The organism is Neisseria lisongii, from assembly GCF_028463985.1.
GTDB lineage: Bacteria > Pseudomonadota > Gammaproteobacteria > Burkholderiales > Neisseriaceae > Neisseria > Neisseria lisongii.
Genome location: NZ_CP116766.1, coordinates 1,191,596 through 1,207,585 on the forward strand (window position 1 = coordinate 1,191,596; position 15,990 = coordinate 1,207,585).

General features: G+C 53.6%; 16 protein-coding genes. 3 read left to right on the forward strand and 13 right to left on the reverse strand.

Annotated features, from left to right (window positions below):
* Window positions 1-78 precede the first annotated feature (78 nt).
* The 10 genes from greB to PJU73_RS05400 form a co-directional block, all read right to left on the reverse strand.
* Window positions 79-570 carry a transcription elongation factor GreB gene (greB, locus tag PJU73_RS05355; RefSeq protein ID WP_237091538.1) on the reverse strand — a complete coding sequence of 164 codons (492 nt, stop codon included), beginning with the start codon at window positions 568-570 and terminating at the stop codon, window positions 79-81.
* A gap of 93 nt (window positions 571-663) precedes the next feature.
* Window positions 664-2,199 carry an amidophosphoribosyltransferase gene (purF, locus tag PJU73_RS05360; protein ID WP_237091523.1) on the reverse strand — a complete coding sequence of 512 codons (1,536 nt, stop codon included), beginning with the start codon at window positions 2,197-2,199 and terminating at the stop codon, window positions 664-666.
* A gap of 122 nt (window positions 2,200-2,321) precedes the next feature.
* On the reverse strand, window positions 2,322-2,828 hold the full coding sequence (locus PJU73_RS05365; protein WP_237091522.1) for a CvpA family protein: 507 nt from the start codon (window positions 2,826-2,828) through the stop codon (window positions 2,322-2,324).
* Window positions 2,821-3,831, reverse strand: a complete 1,011-nt coding sequence (ftsN, locus tag PJU73_RS05370; protein WP_237091521.1) for a cell division protein FtsN — start codon at window positions 3,829-3,831, stop codon at window positions 2,821-2,823. The genes PJU73_RS05365 and ftsN overlap by 8 nt, the downstream gene beginning before the upstream one ends.
* Before the next feature lie 26 nt (window positions 3,832-3,857).
* On the reverse strand, window positions 3,858-5,126 hold the full coding sequence (gene folC / locus PJU73_RS05375) for a bifunctional tetrahydrofolate synthase/dihydrofolate synthase (protein ID WP_237091520.1): 1,269 nt from the start codon (window positions 5,124-5,126) through the stop codon (window positions 3,858-3,860).
* A gap of 131 nt (window positions 5,127-5,257) precedes the next feature.
* A complete protein-coding gene (locus tag PJU73_RS05380; RefSeq protein WP_237091519.1) occupies window positions 5,258-5,674 on the reverse strand; it encodes a protein YgfX in 417 nt (138 codons plus the stop codon).
* A 2-nt stretch (window positions 5,675-5,676) separates the two neighbouring features.
* On the reverse strand, window positions 5,677-6,036 hold the full coding sequence (locus tag PJU73_RS05385) for a hypothetical protein (RefSeq protein WP_237091518.1): 360 nt from the start codon (window positions 6,034-6,036) through the stop codon (window positions 5,677-5,679).
* A 70-nt stretch (window positions 6,037-6,106) separates the two neighbouring features.
* Complete coding sequence (locus tag PJU73_RS05390; protein ID WP_237091517.1) at window positions 6,107-6,835, reverse strand: amino acid ABC transporter ATP-binding protein; 729 nt, start codon at window positions 6,833-6,835, stop codon at window positions 6,107-6,109.
* 38 nt (window positions 6,836-6,873) lie between these two features.
* Window positions 6,874-7,653, reverse strand: a complete 780-nt coding sequence (gene rsmA / locus PJU73_RS05395; protein ID WP_237091537.1) for a 16S rRNA (adenine(1518)-N(6)/adenine(1519)-N(6))-dimethyltransferase RsmA — start codon at window positions 7,651-7,653, stop codon at window positions 6,874-6,876.
* 99 nt (window positions 7,654-7,752) lie between these two features.
* The gene (locus PJU73_RS05400) at window positions 7,753-8,355 is read right to left on the reverse strand and encodes a Maf family protein (RefSeq protein WP_237091516.1); all 603 of its coding nucleotides are present in this window, start codon (window positions 8,353-8,355) and stop codon (window positions 7,753-7,755) included.
* A gap of 143 nt (window positions 8,356-8,498) precedes the next feature.
* Between PJU73_RS05400 and rnhA the strand changes: the two genes are divergently transcribed.
* The 3 genes from rnhA (at window position 8,499) to PJU73_RS05415 (ending at window position 10,699) form a co-directional block, all read left to right on the forward strand.
* Window positions 8,499-8,936, forward strand: coding sequence for a ribonuclease HI (rnhA, locus tag PJU73_RS05405; RefSeq protein ID WP_237091515.1), 438 nt, complete (start codon window positions 8,499-8,501; stop codon window positions 8,934-8,936).
* Between the two features lie 111 nt (window positions 8,937-9,047).
* Window positions 9,048-9,470 carry an HIT family protein gene (locus PJU73_RS05410; RefSeq protein WP_237091514.1) on the forward strand — a complete coding sequence of 141 codons (423 nt, stop codon included), beginning with the start codon at window positions 9,048-9,050 and terminating at the stop codon, window positions 9,468-9,470.
* Between the two features lie 35 nt (window positions 9,471-9,505).
* Complete coding sequence (locus PJU73_RS05415; RefSeq protein ID WP_237091513.1) at window positions 9,506-10,699, forward strand: LD-carboxypeptidase; 1,194 nt, start codon at window positions 9,506-9,508, stop codon at window positions 10,697-10,699.
* Window positions 10,700-10,969: 270 nt separating this feature from the next.
* Here the strand turns inward: PJU73_RS05415 and PJU73_RS05420 are convergent, their stop codons facing one another.
* From PJU73_RS05420 to PJU73_RS05430, 3 genes are all read right to left on the reverse strand, one after another.
* A complete protein-coding gene (locus tag PJU73_RS05420) occupies window positions 10,970-12,352 on the reverse strand; it encodes a TolC family protein (RefSeq protein ID WP_237091536.1) in 1,383 nt (460 codons plus the stop codon).
* 53 nt (window positions 12,353-12,405) lie between these two features.
* Window positions 12,406-14,340, reverse strand: a complete 1,935-nt coding sequence (locus tag PJU73_RS05425; protein ID WP_237091512.1) for a MacB family efflux pump subunit — start codon at window positions 14,338-14,340, stop codon at window positions 12,406-12,408.
* Window positions 14,341-14,477: 137 nt separating this feature from the next.
* Window positions 14,478-15,653: an efflux RND transporter periplasmic adaptor subunit gene (locus PJU73_RS05430; RefSeq protein WP_237091511.1), complete on the reverse strand. Its 1,176-nt coding sequence runs from the start codon at window positions 15,651-15,653 to the stop codon at window positions 14,478-14,480.
* Window positions 15,654-15,990: the final 337 nt, after the last annotated feature.

Consider the following 15,990-nt stretch of genomic DNA (forward strand, 5'->3'; position numbering starts at 1 on the left):
CCTTATTTCACTATACAATTAGCTCTGCCACGAAAATAATCGTTTCCATCATCCAACCCGATTTTTAGACGGCCTGTTTCAATCAATCTTGATATATTCCACCGCCAAAATTTCGATGGTTTCCCTGCCCTCCGGCCCGTTGAGTACGACTTCGTCGCCCTCCCGGGCTTTTATCAGACAGCGGGCCAGCGGAGAAATCCATGAGATTTTGTTTTTGGCGGTATCGATTTCGTCCACACCGACTATGCGTACCGTCTGCTCGCTGCCGTCGCCCCGCAGCAGGGTTACGGTGGCGGAAAAAAAGATTTGGTCGGTGGCTTCCCGCTGTTCGGGATCAACGACCACGGCGGCTTCCAAGCGTTTGGTCAGAAAACGGATACGGCGGTCGATTTCCCGCATCCGGCGTTTGCCGTAGAGATAGTCGCCGTTTTCACTTCTGTCTCCGTTACCGGCTGCCCAGTTGACGATTTGTACAATTTCGGGGCGTTCTTTATTCACCAGTTGGTACAGCTCGTCTTTCAAAGCCTGCCAGCCGCCGGGGGTGATGTAGTTTTTAACTTCGTTGCTCATTTTGGTGTGCGATATATTTTGAAAAATCATGCAGCGATGCCGTCTGAAAATGCGTGTGCCTTTTCAGACGGCATGTTGTGGCTGCGTCAAATTTTATTCTTCGTCGTTGCTGATGCTGATGCTGTGTTCCACTTTGCTCGGGTGGACTTTCAAACCGCCGCAGCCGGCTTTTTCGGCTGACAGCCGCTGAAGATAGGCTTCATCGATGTCGCCGGTTTGATACACACCGTTGAAGCATGATGAGTCAAACGACTGGATTTTCGGATTCAGGGCTTTGACTACGGTTTCCAAGTCGTCCAGATTTTGGAACACGACACCGTCGGCACCGATTTCCGCTGCGATTTCGGCGGCGCTTCTACCGTTGGCAATCAGCTCTTCACGGGTCGGCATATCGATGCCGTACACATTCGGGTAGCGGACTTCGGGCGCTGCCGAGGCGATATAGACTTTGCGTGCGCCTGCTTCCCGCACCATTTCGACAATTTCACGGCTGGTTGTTCCCCGCACAATGGAATCGTCCACCAGCAGTATGCTTTTTCCTTTGAATTCGGTATCCATCGGGCTGAGTTTTTGGCGCACCGATTTTTTGCGGGTCGCCTGCCCCGGCATGATGAAGGTGCGGCCGATATAGCGGTTTTTAATCAGGCCTTCCCGATACGGTTTGTTTAAATGCATGGCCAATTCCATGGCACTCGGACGGCTGGTGTCGGGAATCGGCATAATCACATCGATGTCGTCCAGCGGCAATTCCCGCTTGATTTTTTCCGCCAGCGATACGCCCATATCCAAACGTGCCTGATAAATCGACACGCCGTCAATCACCGAATCGGGGCGGGCAAAATAAACGTATTCAAACAGGCACGGGCTTAATGTGGTTTCGCCCTCGTAACGGCGGGAAAAGATTTGCCCGTCCAAACTGATAAACACGGCTTCGCCCGGCTCGATGTCCCGTTCCAAATCAAATGCCAAGGCATTGAAGGCCACTGATTCAGACGCAACGGCATAGGCTTTTTTGCCGTTTTCCGCAAGCTGACTGCCCAATACCAGCGGCCGGATACCGTACACATCACGGAAAGCGACCATACCGTAACCGGCAATCATCGCCACCACGCCGTATGCGCCCCGTACTTTTCGGTGAACTTGGGTTACGGCGTTGAAAATATTGTCCACCGTTAATCGGCGGTCGGCGTTGCCGGTTACCTGCTGGCGCAATTCGTGGGCAAATACGTTGAGCAAAACTTCGGAATCGGAGCTGGTGTTGATGTGGCGCAGGTGCTGGTCGCACACATTGCGGTACAGCTCTTCGGTATTGGTCAGATTGCCGTTGTGCGCCAACACGATACCGAACGGCGAGCTGACGTAAAACGGCTGCGCTTCGGCGCTGCTGCCCGCATTGCCCGCTGTCGGGTAACGGACGTGGGCAATACCGGCATTGCCCTGCAAATCCCGCATATTGCGGGTGCGGAATACTTCCCGCACCATGCCTTTGCCTTTGTGCATATGGAACATGCTGCCTTCGACCGTAACAATCCCGGCTGCGTCCTGCCCCCGGTGCTGCAGCATTTGCAGTCCGTCATACAATAATTGGTTTACCGGCTCGAAGCCGACCAGTCCTAATACGCCGCACATGTGTTTTCTCCAAAACTAAGATGTTGTGAAATTGCGTTGAGTAAATAATATAAAGTACATTCACGATAGCAAAATGAAACCGGTTTCAGACCGGCCGCATAAGCCGTCTGAAACCGGTTTGTCTATTCCGGCACGCCCGACGATTCGGGTTGCAGGTGTTCTGCCACATAAGGCACCAATAAATGCGCCGTCTGCTCGAAAAACGGCATGCTGTACGAAGTCTGCCATGCTTCGGTTTGTGGGAGATCGGTAAACGAACACACCGCCGCAGCCAAAGTCATCACCAATATGCCTTTCACCGCACCGAATACGCCGCCCAACAAGCGGTTGAATCCGCCCAAACCGACCGCCGACACCGCCATCGTCAGCATCGAACGGATAAAACGCTGTACCAGCCATGCGGCAAAAAACAGCAGCAGAAATGCCAGACAAACGGCCAGCGCCTGCGGCTCGACCGAGGCAAAAGCCACGCCGGCGAAGGGTACAGCAAACCACTTGGCGGCGAAAAAGGCGACCACCCAAGTAATCAGCGAACACACTTCCGCCACCACGCCCCGCATCAGCGACATTACGACGCAGGCACCCACCACCAAGGCGGCCAGCAAATCGGCAACAGGCAGACTATTCACGGGTAATCTGCCCCGCAATGCCGTGAACCCGCAACTTGTTCAAATCACGTTCTGCTTCACGGGCATTTTTATACGGCTCGGATTTGACCCGATATACCGTGCCTTTGTCGGTCGGAATGGCGATAATGCCGGCATTGATGCCCGCCGCCTTCATTTTTTTCTGCAGGCTCAAAGCACGCTCTTTTTCGGCGTAACCGGCCTGAATCGCTGCTTTGCCGCCTGTGGTTTTCTCGGCGGTTTTGGCCTTGTTTTCAGACGGCTTGTCTGCTTTTTTCTTATCCGCAGCGGCAGTTTCGGTTTTCGCTTTGGCTTTTACTTGCGCCGCTTCGCTGTCTTTTTCTGCTTTTCTGCGTTCTGCAGCGGCGGTTTCTTTTTCTTTGGCTTTAGCGGCTTCACGCTTGGCTTTGGCGGCGGCTTCCTGTTTAGCATCTGCCTGTTTTGCCTTGCGCTCGGCGGCGGCTTTTTCGTTGCGGGCAATCCGTTTCTGCTCGGCTTCTTTGGCCTCAGCCGCTTTACGCTGTTCGGCTTTACGGGCGGCACGCTGCTCGGCAATCCGACGGCTGCGCTCTTCGGCGGCACGAGCGGCTTCCGCTGCTTTAGCCGCTTCGATTTCCTGCAGTTTTTCCGATTCTTCCAAGCCTTTAATGTTGCTGTCGGCCAGTTTGTCGTCTTCAATCACCAGCGGTGCGCCCACGTCTTCCGGCGGGGCGATGGTTTCCGGTTTCAGGATTTCCACTGAATCAGACGGCGCTGCCTTCGGCGTTGCGGCTGCCGTTTCGGCTTTGTTTCCATTTTCAGACGGCTTCGCCGACGGTTCGGACGGCTGTTTTCCTTCCTGCACTACCACTGCTTTTTGCGGCGGCGTGTCTTCGTTGCCGCTGTTCACGGCAAGCAGCGTCAGCACAGCGGCGGCAACCGCACCGGAAACGATAAACAAACGGCGGCGGTTGCTGCGTTTGAGGGCTTCATAACCCTCCAAATCTAATTTTTTCTCGTCTGACATGGGATTTCCCTATAGTTGAACGATGGTTACAATGTCGCCAAAACACCGGCAACCGTATGAAACGAACCGAAGACGACAATTCTATCATTTTCGCCCGATTTCGCCAAAGCGTCCCGATATGCCGATGCAATGTCGGCAAAACAGGTAACACGGGTAATGCCGTGTTCCGCCAGTTTCTGCTGCAAGGCTTCCAAACTCATGCCTCTCGGTACATCGAGCGGGGCGATATGCCATTCGTCGAATTGGTCTTTTACGGTGTCCAATACGGTATCGATGTCTTTATCCGCCAGCATACTGAACACGGCGGTGCGTTTTTGGGCGAATGCCAGATTAATCAAGCTGCGGCGCAATGCCCGTGCGGCGTGGGGATTGTGGCCGACATCCAGCACCACCAGCGGCCGCCCCGGCAATACTTGGAAACGCCCCGGATTTTCCACCAGCAGCAAGCCCCGTTTGACTGCACCGATGTCCACCGGCAAGCGGTCGTTCAAGCAGGTTAATGCGGTTAAGGCACAGGCGGCGTTGCCGATTTGGTATGCGCCCCGCAGCGCCGGAATCGGTAAGGCATTGCGGTTTTTCGCTTCGCTAGTTTGCGGGCGGTAGCGGTAATTCCATTGCAGGTTGTCGGTTACGCTGAAATCGAAATCCCTGCCGTTGAGCAGCAGTTCGGCACCGATTTCTTCGGCGTGGCGGCGCAGCGATTCGGGCGGCGGATTTTGGCCGCACACCGCCGGTTTGCCGCTGCGGAAAATGCCGGCTTTTTCAAAAGCGACGGCTTCGACCGTGTCGCCCAAAAATGCCTGATGATCCAAATCGACACTCGTTACCACCATGCAGTCGCCGTCAAACACATTGACAGCGTCCAAACGGCCGCCCAATCCGACTTCCAAAACCATCACGTCCACTTGTTCGCGGATAAAAATATCCACCGCCGCTAAGGTGTTGAATTCAAAATAAGTCAGCGACACGTCTTGTCTTGCCGCTTCGATGCGTTCAAACGACGCTACGATTTGTTCATCCGACACCGGCTGCGTATTGACCGTAATCCGTTCGTTGAAACGCAGCAGGTGCGGGCTGGTCAGCGTACCGACTTTATAGCCCGCCTGCGTGTAGATATGCGACAGATAGGCGCACACCGAACCTTTGCCGTTGGTGCCTGCCACCACAATCACGGGACATTCGGGGTTCAGCCCCATCTGCTCTTTTACGGCCCGGACACGGGTCAGCCCCATATCGATCACGCCGCCGCTGTGGGCGGTTTCCAAATGGCTCAGCCAATCTGATAGTGTTTTCATGATTTGTTCTCTTTATAGTAAATCCATTTTAAAAAGATTACGGTGCTGGCTCGCCGCCTTGTACTCTTTTTAAAATGAATTCACTATCAACCGTATCCGAGGCCGTCTGAAATCTGCAATCGGCCTGATTTTCAGACGGCCTGCCGACACCAGCGTGCCCATACTTTCAAACGGCGGCAACTTTCCTGATCCAGCATATCTGCTGCCACCAACTGGCGGATTGTCCGCTCTTCGGTGCGCCAGTGTAGAAACAGAAAACGGCGGCCGACCACGGAAGAATCCAGCAATTCGGCGGCAAACGGTTTACCGTTTATCCAAATGCCTGCCCGCATTTTGCTGTCGATTTCGATTTTGCGCACCGAGTCGGCACGTTTCAGGGCTGCCGTCCGCCATGCACGGGCAAACGAAACCGCCAATGCTGCCAAGCCTGCCCACATCATTATGCCGTAAAAACAACCAATACACACGGCACACGCCGCCACATGCAGGCCGATAATCAGCCCCTGCCATGTTTTTGAAGGGCGCAAGGCCGTCTGAAACGGGCGCATGGTTACATCATATTGTCAAAAACCGGGCTGACGCTTAAATCGGCTTCTTCCATATCCAGCACCATATCGTGGACTTCGATATCGAAAAAGTCCCAAAACACGTTCAAGCCCATGTCTTGCGGCCAGTCTTTTTGATCGATGTCCCAGCTTGCCAGCTCGGCTTCAAAAATCTGCCGGTAGCGTTCGTCAAAATATGCCACCACCGCTTCGGGCGTGTCGCTTTCGGGTACGAGAAACACCGAACAGTTGCTGCGCAGCTGTTCCAGCGTCAGGTCGGGCATATTTTCATCCGCCGCTTTGAGCCATTCCAAAAAACGGGCGGTCGGTTTGAGTACCACGGCGCTTCTGTCAACAAAATACATGATTATCCTTTCTTTTGCCAAGCCGTCTGAAAACGGATGAAACAATTTTCAGACGGCTTGGCGGAATCTGTTAATGCGTCATCACCTGCTGCAAAAACTGCTTGGCACGCTCGTGCTGCGGGTTGGTGAAAAAGTCTTCCGGCGCAGCTTCTTCGATGATTTTGCCGTGATCGACAAAAATCACTTTGTCCGCCACTTCTCGGGCAAAACCCATTTCGTGGGTAACGCACATCATGGTCATGCCGCTTTCGGCCAAGTCTTTCATTACTTTCAGCACTTCGCCGACCATTTCGGGGTCGAGCGCCGAAGTCGGCTCGTCAAACAGCATCACACGGGGTTCCATCGCCAAACCTCTGGCAATCGCCACCCGCTGCTGCTGGCCGCCGGAAAGCTGGCTCGGCAAAGCGTCTTTTTTATGCGCCAAACCGACACGTTCCAACAACTCCATCGCTTTTTTCTCCGCCTGCGCACGGCTTTGCTTTTTCACTTTCATCGGCGAGAGAATGATGTTTTCCAACACGGTCAGATGCGGATAAAGATTGAACCCTTGAAACACAAAGCCGACTTCTTCCCGCACTTTGTTTAAATCGGTTTTCGGGTCGGCAACGTTGATGCCGTTTACCCAGATTTCGCCGCTTTCGATATTTTCCAACTGATTGACGGTACGAATCAGCGTGGATTTACCGCTGCCCGACGGGCCGCACACCACCACCACTTCGCCCTGTTTCACTTCCAAATCGACCCCGTTAATCACATGCAGATCTTTGAAATGTTTATGTACGTTTTTGAATTTAATCATTGTTTTCTTCCACTGTAGCACAAATACCCGCCCTGTTTTCAGACGGCTTTGCCCACCAGATAATTGCTCAATTCGACATAGGTTTCGGGGGCGATTTCTTCGGCACGCTGCTGCGGATCGATACCGACCGCCACCAAATCTTCATCGCCCGCACAATCTTTCAGATTGTTGCGTATGGTTTTGCGCCGCTGGTGAAACGCCTGTTTGACCAGCTTGGCGAAATGCTCGAAATCTGCCGCTTCGCCGATACGGTGTTTCACCGGAATCATGCGCACTACTGCCGAATCGACTTTGGGCGCAGGATCAAAGGATTCGGGCGGCACTTCAATCAGCATTTCCATATCGAAGAAATACTGCAGCATCACGCCCAAACGCCCGTAATCGTTGGTTTTCGGCTCGGCAACCATGCGTTCTACCACTTCTTTTTGCAGCATAAAGTGCATATCGGTTACATCGTCCGCCACTTCGCTCAAACGAAAAAGCAGCGGCGTGGAAATATTGTAGGGCAAGTTGCCGACAATTTTCTTTTTACCTGCAATGCTGTTGAAGTCAAACTGCAAAACATCGCCTTCGTGAATTACCAGTTTGTCGGCAAACGGCAAAGTTTTCAATCGTTTGACAATATCTCTGTCGATTTCGCACACATGCAGGCATTTGAGTTTTGCCGCCAGCGGTTCGGTAATTGCCGCCAAGCCGGGGCCGATTTCGATAACGGTATCGTCTTCCTGCGGCCGCACGGCGTGGACAATATCGCTGATAATGCGTGTATCCTGTAAAAAATTCTGCCCGAAACGCTTACGGGCTTTGTGTTCTTTCATCACGGTAGGCAACCCAGTTGATTATTGCCGCCTATTGTAACTGAAAATCTGCCGCTTGGAAAAACGGCGGTAACGCATTTTCAGACGGCCTCAACGCCTTTACCGAACAAACGGCGGCACATTTAAGCCGAAATCCCGCAGCAGCGCCACGGTTTCAAATACCGGCAAGCCCATCACGCCGGTAAAACTGCCCTGCAAATGCTCGACAAATACGCCGCCCAAACCCTGAATGCCGTATGCACCGGCCTTGTCCATCGGCTCGCCGCTGCGGATATAGTCCGCAATTTCGCCCTTATCCAGCGGTTTGAACGCCACATCGCTCTGCTGCACCGTGCAGCGGGTTTCGCCCTGCCAATACACGCAGACCGCCGTCAGCACCTGATGGGTGGTTCCCGACAGCAGCGACAGCATTTCCGCCGCCTGCGTTTCATGTTCCGGCTTGCCCAAAATGCGGTTTTGATAGGCGACCGTGGTATCGGCGGTGAGCAGCGGATAAGCGGGAAAACCGCCGTGCTGCGCCTGCCATGCGGCTACGGCGGCGGCATTTTTTTCTTCCGCCATACGCCGCACATAATCTGCTGCCGCTTCGCCCGCCTGCGGCGTTTCATCGATTTCCGCCGCCAAACGTTCGACCCGATAGCCGAGGTTTTCCAGAATTTCACGGCGGCGGGGGCTGCCGGAAGCCAGATAAATGCTGTTCATCAATCGTTTTCCTGTTTGTTCGACGGGCTTATCATACCCGATTTTTCCGCTGCCTGAAGCCGTTTTTCAGACGGCCTTTGTGCTGTAAAAAGCAGACTGTGCTATGATGATGCCGTCTGAAAATCCACTCTGAAACGCCATTTATGGAAAAAACCGTTTTTCTCTACACCGACGGTGCCTGCAAGGGCAATCCCGGCGCCGGCGGCTGGGGCGTGCTGCTGCGCTACGGAAGCCATGAAAAAGAACTCTTCGGCGGCGAGGCGGAAACCACCAACAACCGCATGGAACTCACCGCCGTTATCGAGGGATTAAGCAGCTTAAAACGCCGCTGTACGGTAGTAATCTGCACCGATTCGCAATATGTGAAAAACGGCATGGAAAGCTGGATACACGGTTGGAAAAAAAACGGCTGGCAAACTTCCGCCAAAAAACCGGTTAAAAACGATGATTTGTGGAAGGCTTTAGACGAACTCGTCGGCCGCCACGATGTCCGCTGGCAATGGGTCAAAGGCCACGCCGGACACGCCGAAAACGAACGTGCCGACCAACTGGCCAATCAGGGAGCAGCGCAGTTTGCCTGAATCGAACAGGCCGTCTGAAAACGCTTAACCCGTCAAAACACTGCCGCAACACCATTTGGGGAAGAACCTCTTTTCACTATACAATAGGCTATATTATTTAAGGAATCTGCCATGAACCACTGCCCCATCTGTTATGCCGAAAATGAAGAAATCCTGCTGCAAACGCCCAATCTGCGGGTGATTGCCGTGCATAACGAAGCCGGTTCGCCTGCGTTTTGCCGGGTGATTTGGCAACAGCATGTTGCCGAAATGACCGATTTGTCTGCGCCGCAGCGTACCGAACTGATGGAGGCGGTGTATCGGGTCGAAGCCGCCATGCGTCAGGTGTTCCGCCCTGCCAAAATCAATTTGGCGAGTTTGGGCAATGTCGTGCCGCACCTGCATTGGCATGTGATTGCCCGTTTTGACAACGATGCCAGTTTTCCGGCACCGATTTGGGCTGCTGCGGTGCGCAAACACGGCATGACGCTGCCCGACAACTGGCCGCAACAGATAAAAACGCTTTTGCAAACTGCATTTTCAGACGGCCTGTAATGCCGTCTGAAAACCGAAATAAGGAAATACGATTGATGACTTGGCAACCTTCCCGCCGCCATTTTTTACGGGCTTCCGCCGCCGCTGCCGGTGCCGGCCTGCTCCAAGCCTGCGGTACGCCGACTGCGCCGCAACCGTCCCAACCTGTCAAAGGAAATACCGTGCCTGCCCGCCCTGCCGCTTCCCGACCCGCCCACACTTCCGGCCATACCGGCGACAATCTGCTGCGTGTGGTTGCGCCGTCGGGTTTTGCCGAATCGTATGAACGGGTTACACTGGGTCTCAACCGCCTCTACCAAGCCGGTTTTACCGTAACCAACCAGCAGGCCGGTTCCCGCCGCTACCAGCGTTTTGCCGGTACTGATGCCGAACGCATCGCCGATTTTCAAGACGTGGCTTCGGGGCGGGTTGCCACGCCGAAAGTTTTGATGGGGCTGCGCGGCGGCTACGGCGCTGCCCGCCTACTGCCGCACATCGATTTCGCTTCGCTGGGCGCACGGATGCGGGAGCGGGGAACGCTGTTTTTCGGCTTCAGCGACGTGAGTGCCGTCCAACTGGCGCTGCTGGCAAAAGGCAATATGATGAGTTTTGCCGGCCCGATGGTGTACAGCGAATTCGGCAAACCTGCGCCGAGCGTTTACACCATGGATTCTTTTATCCGAGGCACGACCGAAAGCGTCAATACCATCGCCGTCGATACCATTCAGCGCCGGGATGTGCAGGCGGAAGGTACATTATGGGGCGGCAATCTCAGCGTTTTGGCTTCGCTTGCCGGTTCGCCCTACCTGCCCGATATTGCCGGCGGCATTCTGTTTTTGGAAGATGTCGGCGAACAGCCCTACCGTATCGAGCGTATGCTCAACACGCTCTATCTCGCAGGCGTGCTGCAGAAACAGCGTGCCATCGTCTTCGGCGATTTCCGCATGGGTACGGTTCGGGATACTTATGATTCGAGCTACGATTTGTCTGCCGTTATCAACCATATCCAGCGGGCAACCCGTGTTCCCGTGCTGACCGGTTTCCCGTTCGGCCACATCACCAACAAAGCCACATTCCCGCTGGGCGCACACGCCGCAATCCGCAGCAGCGGCAACGGCGGTTACAGCGTTACCTTCACCGGCTACCCGACCCTCAACGCCGCCGCCCTCACCCTCGACACCCTGCTGCCGCCGCCCGTTTCAACGTTTGATGCGGTAGTGGAAAGTATCGGTAATGAAGTAACGGAATAATCTGCCGGATAAAATATCCCCGCTGTTTTTGAGTATTTAGAAACAGCGGGGATATTTATCGTGAAATAACCAAAAAGATATCACAACCTAAGAGAACCACCCTTCCCCTAACCCCTTCCCGCCAGCGGGACGGGGAACGGTGTGTAGCGTGCTTGCCTAAGCATGCACGTGTTCTTCAAATTCCACATGAAGGCCGTCTGAAAATGAGCGAAGCGAGTTTCTGCGCAGCTAAAATCTGATTTTCAGACGGCCTGTTTCACGCTTTCGGCATTATTTGCGGCTGTACCGCCCTGCCATCGCCTGATATATCCGGTTTTCCGCTTTCAGGGTTTGGTAGCGTTGATTGAGCAGGTTTTGCGCCGTGCCGTATTCAGTGTTGAGTGCTTCGAGCCAGTCTTTGAGTTCGTTTTTGCCGTATTGATAGCGCACTTGGTAATAGCGGCTGTTTTTCTGATCCAAAACATAACGTTGGCGCAGGTTGCCCAAGGTGGTTTCGGCGTTGCGGTAGTCGGCGTAATAGGTGTGGACTTCGTTTAATGCCGAAGTCAGGGTCTGTTCGAAATTCAGGCGGGCGCTGTCGAAGTCGGCTTCAGCGGCTTTGTCTTTCCATTTTAGGGTTTTCCAGTCCAAAAACGGTAGATTGAGCTGCACTGAACCGCCTAAAAACGGTACGTCAAACAAGGTGCGGGCTTTGTCGGACGAGCTGCTCAGGCTGGCACCGACAGTAATGCTCGGATACCAGCTGAGTTTCTGCGCTTCCAGCGATTGCAGTGAAGACTGCAGACGGTATTCGGCGGCACGCAGATCGGGGCGGTTGGCCAATGTGGAAACGGGGACATTCAAATCCACGCCTTTGGCTGCGGCCAAACGGTAGTCGGTCGGATCGGCGGCGGGAGCTTCGTTCGGTTTGAGATTGAGCAGGTTGCGTAAGGTCTGCTGCGCTGTGTTGCGGCTGTTTTGCAGTGTCAGCAGATTGTTTTTTGCAGCGAGCAAGGCTTGCTGCGCCTGCACCGGCACGTTGGCATTGACTTTGCCCAAGCGGTATTTGCTGGCGGAAATGCGGTTGATTTCTTCGTATCGGGCAATGGATTGTTCCGTTAAATCAATCGCTTCGTTAAGATAGGCAATTTGAAAATACACATCGGTAATGTTGTTGAGCAGCGTCAGGCGGGTTTTTGCCAAATCTTCCGCCGTTGCCTGATATTCCCAGATTTGGGCGCTGGCGGTTTTGCTCAAACGCTGCCACAAATCCAATTCGTAGCTCACGCCCAAGCGGCTGCTGAAGCTGTTTTGGCTGTCGCCCGACTTCAGGTTTCGGCTGTCGGAAGCACCCGCCGAACCGTTGAACGACGGTACTAAATTCGCACCCAAAATATTCGCCTGATACAGGGCTTTGTTCACATGAATAGCGGCTTTTTTCAGGTCGATATTGTTTGCCAATGCCTGATTGACCAAGGCATTCAGCTTGGAATCGCCGTAAATCTGCCACCATTCGCCATCGATATGGTAGCGGTCGGCGGTGTCCGCTGCGCTGCTAAGATGCGGATTGCCCTCAAGTGCAGAAATATGGGTTTGCGGCAAACCTGCGCAGGCACTCAGGGTCAGCGCCATCATGCTGATAAATAAGGTTTGTTTGATTGGTTTCATGATGATTCTTTCTCTGTTTTCAGACGGCCTGATGCCGTCTGAAAACGGGCAAAACGGTTTTAATCCTGCGCCAAAGCGTCAATCGGGTTCAGCTTGGCGGCACGGTTGGCGGGCATAAAGCCGAACGCCACGCCAATAATGCTGGAACACACCACCGCCCCGACAATGGAAAAAGTGGAAAAACTCATCGGGAAATCTTCCACCAGATAGCTGAATACTGCGCCGATCAGCCCCGACAGTGCCACGCCGATCAAGCCGCCGATCAAACAGATTAACACGGCTTCAATCAGAAACTGCTGCAGAATATTGCCCCGTCGTGCGCCGATGGCCATGCGTACGCCGATTTCTTTGGTGCGCTCGGTTACCGACACCAGCATGATGTTCATCACGCCGATACCGCCGACCACCAGCGAAATCATGGCGATACAGGAAATCAACAGTTTCATTGTGCCGGTGGCGCTTTCCACCGTCTGCTTGATGCTGTCGCTGTTGCGCATGAAAAAGTCTTCCGTGCCGTGGCGGGCGGTTAAAAGCTGAGTTAGCCCTTTTTCCGCCACTTGAGAATCGATGTTGTCTTTGATTTTGACCACAATCGAATTGGTGTGGCTTTCGCCGGTAATCTGGTGCATCACTGTGGTATAGGGCGACCACAGCATCAGGCTGTCGGAGCCGCCGAAATTGTTTTTTTCATCAGCCATAATGCCGATAACGGTCAGCGGCCGTTTTTTAAACAGCACCACTTTGCCCAAAGGGTCGGTATCGCCGAACAGTTTGTTTTGCGTGTTTTTATCGATCACCACCACTTGCGCATCGGAATGCACTTCGCTTTCGTCAAACAGCCGCCCCCGCTCCAGCTTCAAACCCCGCACATCAAAATACTGTTCTCCCACGCCGTATAACACCGCCCGCAAATCGGTATTCCGATAAGTCAGCGTTTTGCTGGTCGAAGTTTGCGGCGTGGCGGAATCGACATAGCTTTGTTTGGCAATCGTCAGCGCATCGTCGATGGTCAGCGTTTTGATGCGTGCCGAACGCCGGTCGCCGAAACCTTTGCCGGGGAAAATGCTGATGGTATTGGTTCCCATGGCATTGATGTCGGCGAGGATTTTTTCCTGCGAACCGTTGCCCAGTGCCACCACCGATACCACCGAGGCAATGCCGATAATGATACCGAGCATGGTCAGCAGCGAACGCATTTTGTGCGCCACAATCGCATGTACCGACATTTTGAAGGCTTCGACAAACTGGTCGAAATAAAACGACCACGAGGATTGTTCCTGCGTGCTTTTAACATCGCTGCGGGCAATTTTTTCTGTTTTGCTGGTGTCGGAAATGATTTCGCCGTCCCGGATTTCAATCACCCGGTTGGCATTGGCGGCAATCGAAGGGTCGTGGGTTACCATAATCACGGTATGCCCCTGCCGGTGCAGGCGGTGGATGATTTCCATCACGTTTTTGCCGCTGGCGGTATCCAGCGCACCGGTCGGCTCGTCGGCAAAAATGATTTCGCCGCCGTTCATCAGCGCCCGTGCAATCGAAACCCGCTGCTGCTGGCCGCCGGAAAGCTCGCTCGGCTTATTGCCTTCTTTGCCGCTCAAACCCAAATCCGCTAGCAGTTTTTGCGCCCGCTCGTTGCGCTCTTTGCCCGCCATGCCGACATACACCGCCGGCAACGCCACATTGTCTTTTGCTGTGAGCGAACCGAGCAGGTTGTAGCGTTGGAAGATAAAGCCGAAACGGCTGCGGCGCAGGGCGGCCAGTTCATCAGGATTCATGGCGGCGGTTTCCACGCCGTCTATGGTGTACGACCCCGAAGTCGGCGTATCCAAACAGCCCAAAATGTTCATCAGCGTGGACTTGCCCGAACCGGACTGCCCGATAATGGCGACAAAATCGCCTTTTTCTACCGACAAACTGACGTTTTTCAAAACGTGGACACGGTTTTCGCCGCTGCCGAAATAGCGGTTGAGGTTTTTACATTCAATCAAACTCATAGGGTTTTGACCGTTTTCTAAAATGGTTGCGCCATATTTGTTACCATCAAACACGGCTTATTGTCTGCCTGCCCGAATCAGGCCGTCTGAAAATGCCTGTTGCCGAAACCGCATTTTCAGACGGCCTTACCGCTGCCTTACATCGGCGGACCCATGCGTTTACCGCCGCCCTGCGGCGTTTCGCCCGCTTCCAATTCGGACAGCACCACTTGTTCGCCTTCTTTCAATCCGCTTTTAACTTCCACATTCATATTGTCTTTCAAACCGGTGGTAATCATGCGTTCTTCCGCCTTGCCCTCGGCATTCAGCACACGCACCACGGCCTTGCCGTTTTTGCGTTTCACCGCCAATACCGGCACGGTCAAGACATTTTCTGCGCTGCTGATTTCAATCGTATTCTGCGTGGTCATGCCGATGGCGAGCTTGCCCTCAGGGTTGGGTACCAGCGCCCGTGCATAATAATAAATCGCATTTTCGGTGGTATCGGTTTTCTTGCTGTAGCTGCCCTGCGACAAAGTCGTCAGGCCGGGGTCGATGCTGTCGAGCGCCGCCTCAAACGGCTTGTCCGCCTCCGACAAAATGGTAAACGATACCGGCTGCCCTGCTTTCACTTTGGTAATATCGCCCTCGGCAATCTGCATTTTGTTTAACATCGTTTCCAGATTCGCCAGTTGGATGATGGTCGGTGCAGTTTGGTTGGCATTGACCGTCTGCCCCTCTTCCACCGGAATCGACACCACCGTACCGGCAATCGGTGCCGCAATGCGGGTATAGCCCAAATCGGCCTCGGCGGTATTGATGGCAATCTGCATTTGTCTGATCGACGATTTCAACTCGGCCACTCTGGCTTTGGCCGCTGCCAACGCATCTTCCGCTGTTTCCAATTCTTCTTTGGACGTGGCTTCTTCACGCCACAGCGCCGCTTCGCGCTGATGTTTTTTCCCGGCGCTGCGCAACGCAATTTCCGCCGACACCAACTGCGCCCGCAAGGTATCCAGTTTGGCACGGTTGGTATTCAGCGTATTGATTTGTGTGGTCGAATCGATTTCGGCAATCAAATCGCCTTTTTGGATAAACTGCCCGATTTTGACATGCAGTTTTTTAATCTGCCCCGAAGCCTGCGCCCCCACGTCCACCATATTCGACGGCGAAATCTCGCCCGTTGCCGATACCGTCTGCCGGACAGTGGAACGTTTCACCGGCTCGGTGAGATATTTCGGCGGCACTTCCTGTGGAAAAAAATACTTCCACGCCGCAAACCCCGCCGCCGCAACCAATACTGCGCCGATCGCCCATTTGATCATTTTCGCCATAAGACTTACCTGATGATTGAGAAAAATTTATCTGTTTGTACGCCATAAATAACAGCATTCACGATTGTTTTTTGTGAATTTCACTATATCAAGGGTAAAACAGGCGGATTCTACCCCCAATCCGCCGTACTGAAAAGGCACAGGCCGTCTGAAAATCAATGCAAATATATGTTTTAAAAATATTTTTACAGATTTTATTTAAATAATATTGCCAATCATTAACCTATTCTTCCACACCCCGGCTTGCCCGCTTTCCCCGTTTGCCCACATCATGATTTACATTTATTAACACTCAAAACCGCAAAATATTGTATTTGGTAAGCAGCATGGCGGCCAC

Excerpts from the sequence above, each read along its gene's own strand:
- rnhA (WP_237091515.1), top strand. The coding sequence starts at position 8,499 with ATGGAAAAAACCGTTTTTCTCTACACCGACGGTGCCTGCAAGGGCAAT.
- PJU73_RS05430 (WP_237091511.1), bottom strand. The coding sequence starts at position 15,653 with ATGGCGAAAATGATCAAATGGGCGATCGGCGCAGTATTGGTTGCGGCG.
- folC (WP_237091520.1), bottom strand. The coding sequence starts at position 5,126 with ATGAAAACACTATCAGATTGGCTGAGCCATTTGGAAACCGCCCACAGC.
- PJU73_RS05410 (WP_237091514.1), top strand. The coding sequence starts at position 9,048 with ATGAACCACTGCCCCATCTGTTATGCCGAAAATGAAGAAATCCTGCTG.
- purF (WP_237091523.1), bottom strand. The coding sequence starts at position 2,199 with ATGTGCGGCGTATTAGGACTGGTCGGCTTCGAGCCGGTAAACCAATTA.
- ftsN (WP_237091521.1), bottom strand. The coding sequence starts at position 3,831 with ATGTCAGACGAGAAAAAATTAGATTTGGAGGGTTATGAAGCCCTCAAA.
- PJU73_RS05400 (WP_237091516.1), bottom strand. The coding sequence starts at position 8,355 with ATGAACAGCATTTATCTGGCTTCCGGCAGCCCCCGCCGCCGTGAAATT.
- rsmA (WP_237091537.1), bottom strand. The coding sequence starts at position 7,653 with ATGAAAGAACACAAAGCCCGTAAGCGTTTCGGGCAGAATTTTTTACAG.
- PJU73_RS05425 (WP_237091512.1), bottom strand. The coding sequence starts at position 14,340 with ATGAGTTTGATTGAATGTAAAAACCTCAACCGCTATTTCGGCAGCGGC.
- PJU73_RS05390 (WP_237091517.1), bottom strand. The coding sequence starts at position 6,835 with ATGATTAAATTCAAAAACGTACATAAACATTTCAAAGATCTGCATGTG.
- greB (WP_237091538.1), bottom strand. The coding sequence starts at position 570 with ATGAGCAACGAAGTTAAAAACTACATCACCCCCGGCGGCTGGCAGGCT.
- PJU73_RS05415 (WP_237091513.1), top strand. The coding sequence starts at position 9,506 with ATGACTTGGCAACCTTCCCGCCGCCATTTTTTACGGGCTTCCGCCGCC.
- PJU73_RS05380 (WP_237091519.1), bottom strand. The coding sequence starts at position 5,674 with ATGCGCCCGTTTCAGACGGCCTTGCGCCCTTCAAAAACATGGCAGGGG.
- PJU73_RS05385 (WP_237091518.1), bottom strand. The coding sequence starts at position 6,036 with ATGTATTTTGTTGACAGAAGCGCCGTGGTACTCAAACCGACCGCCCGT.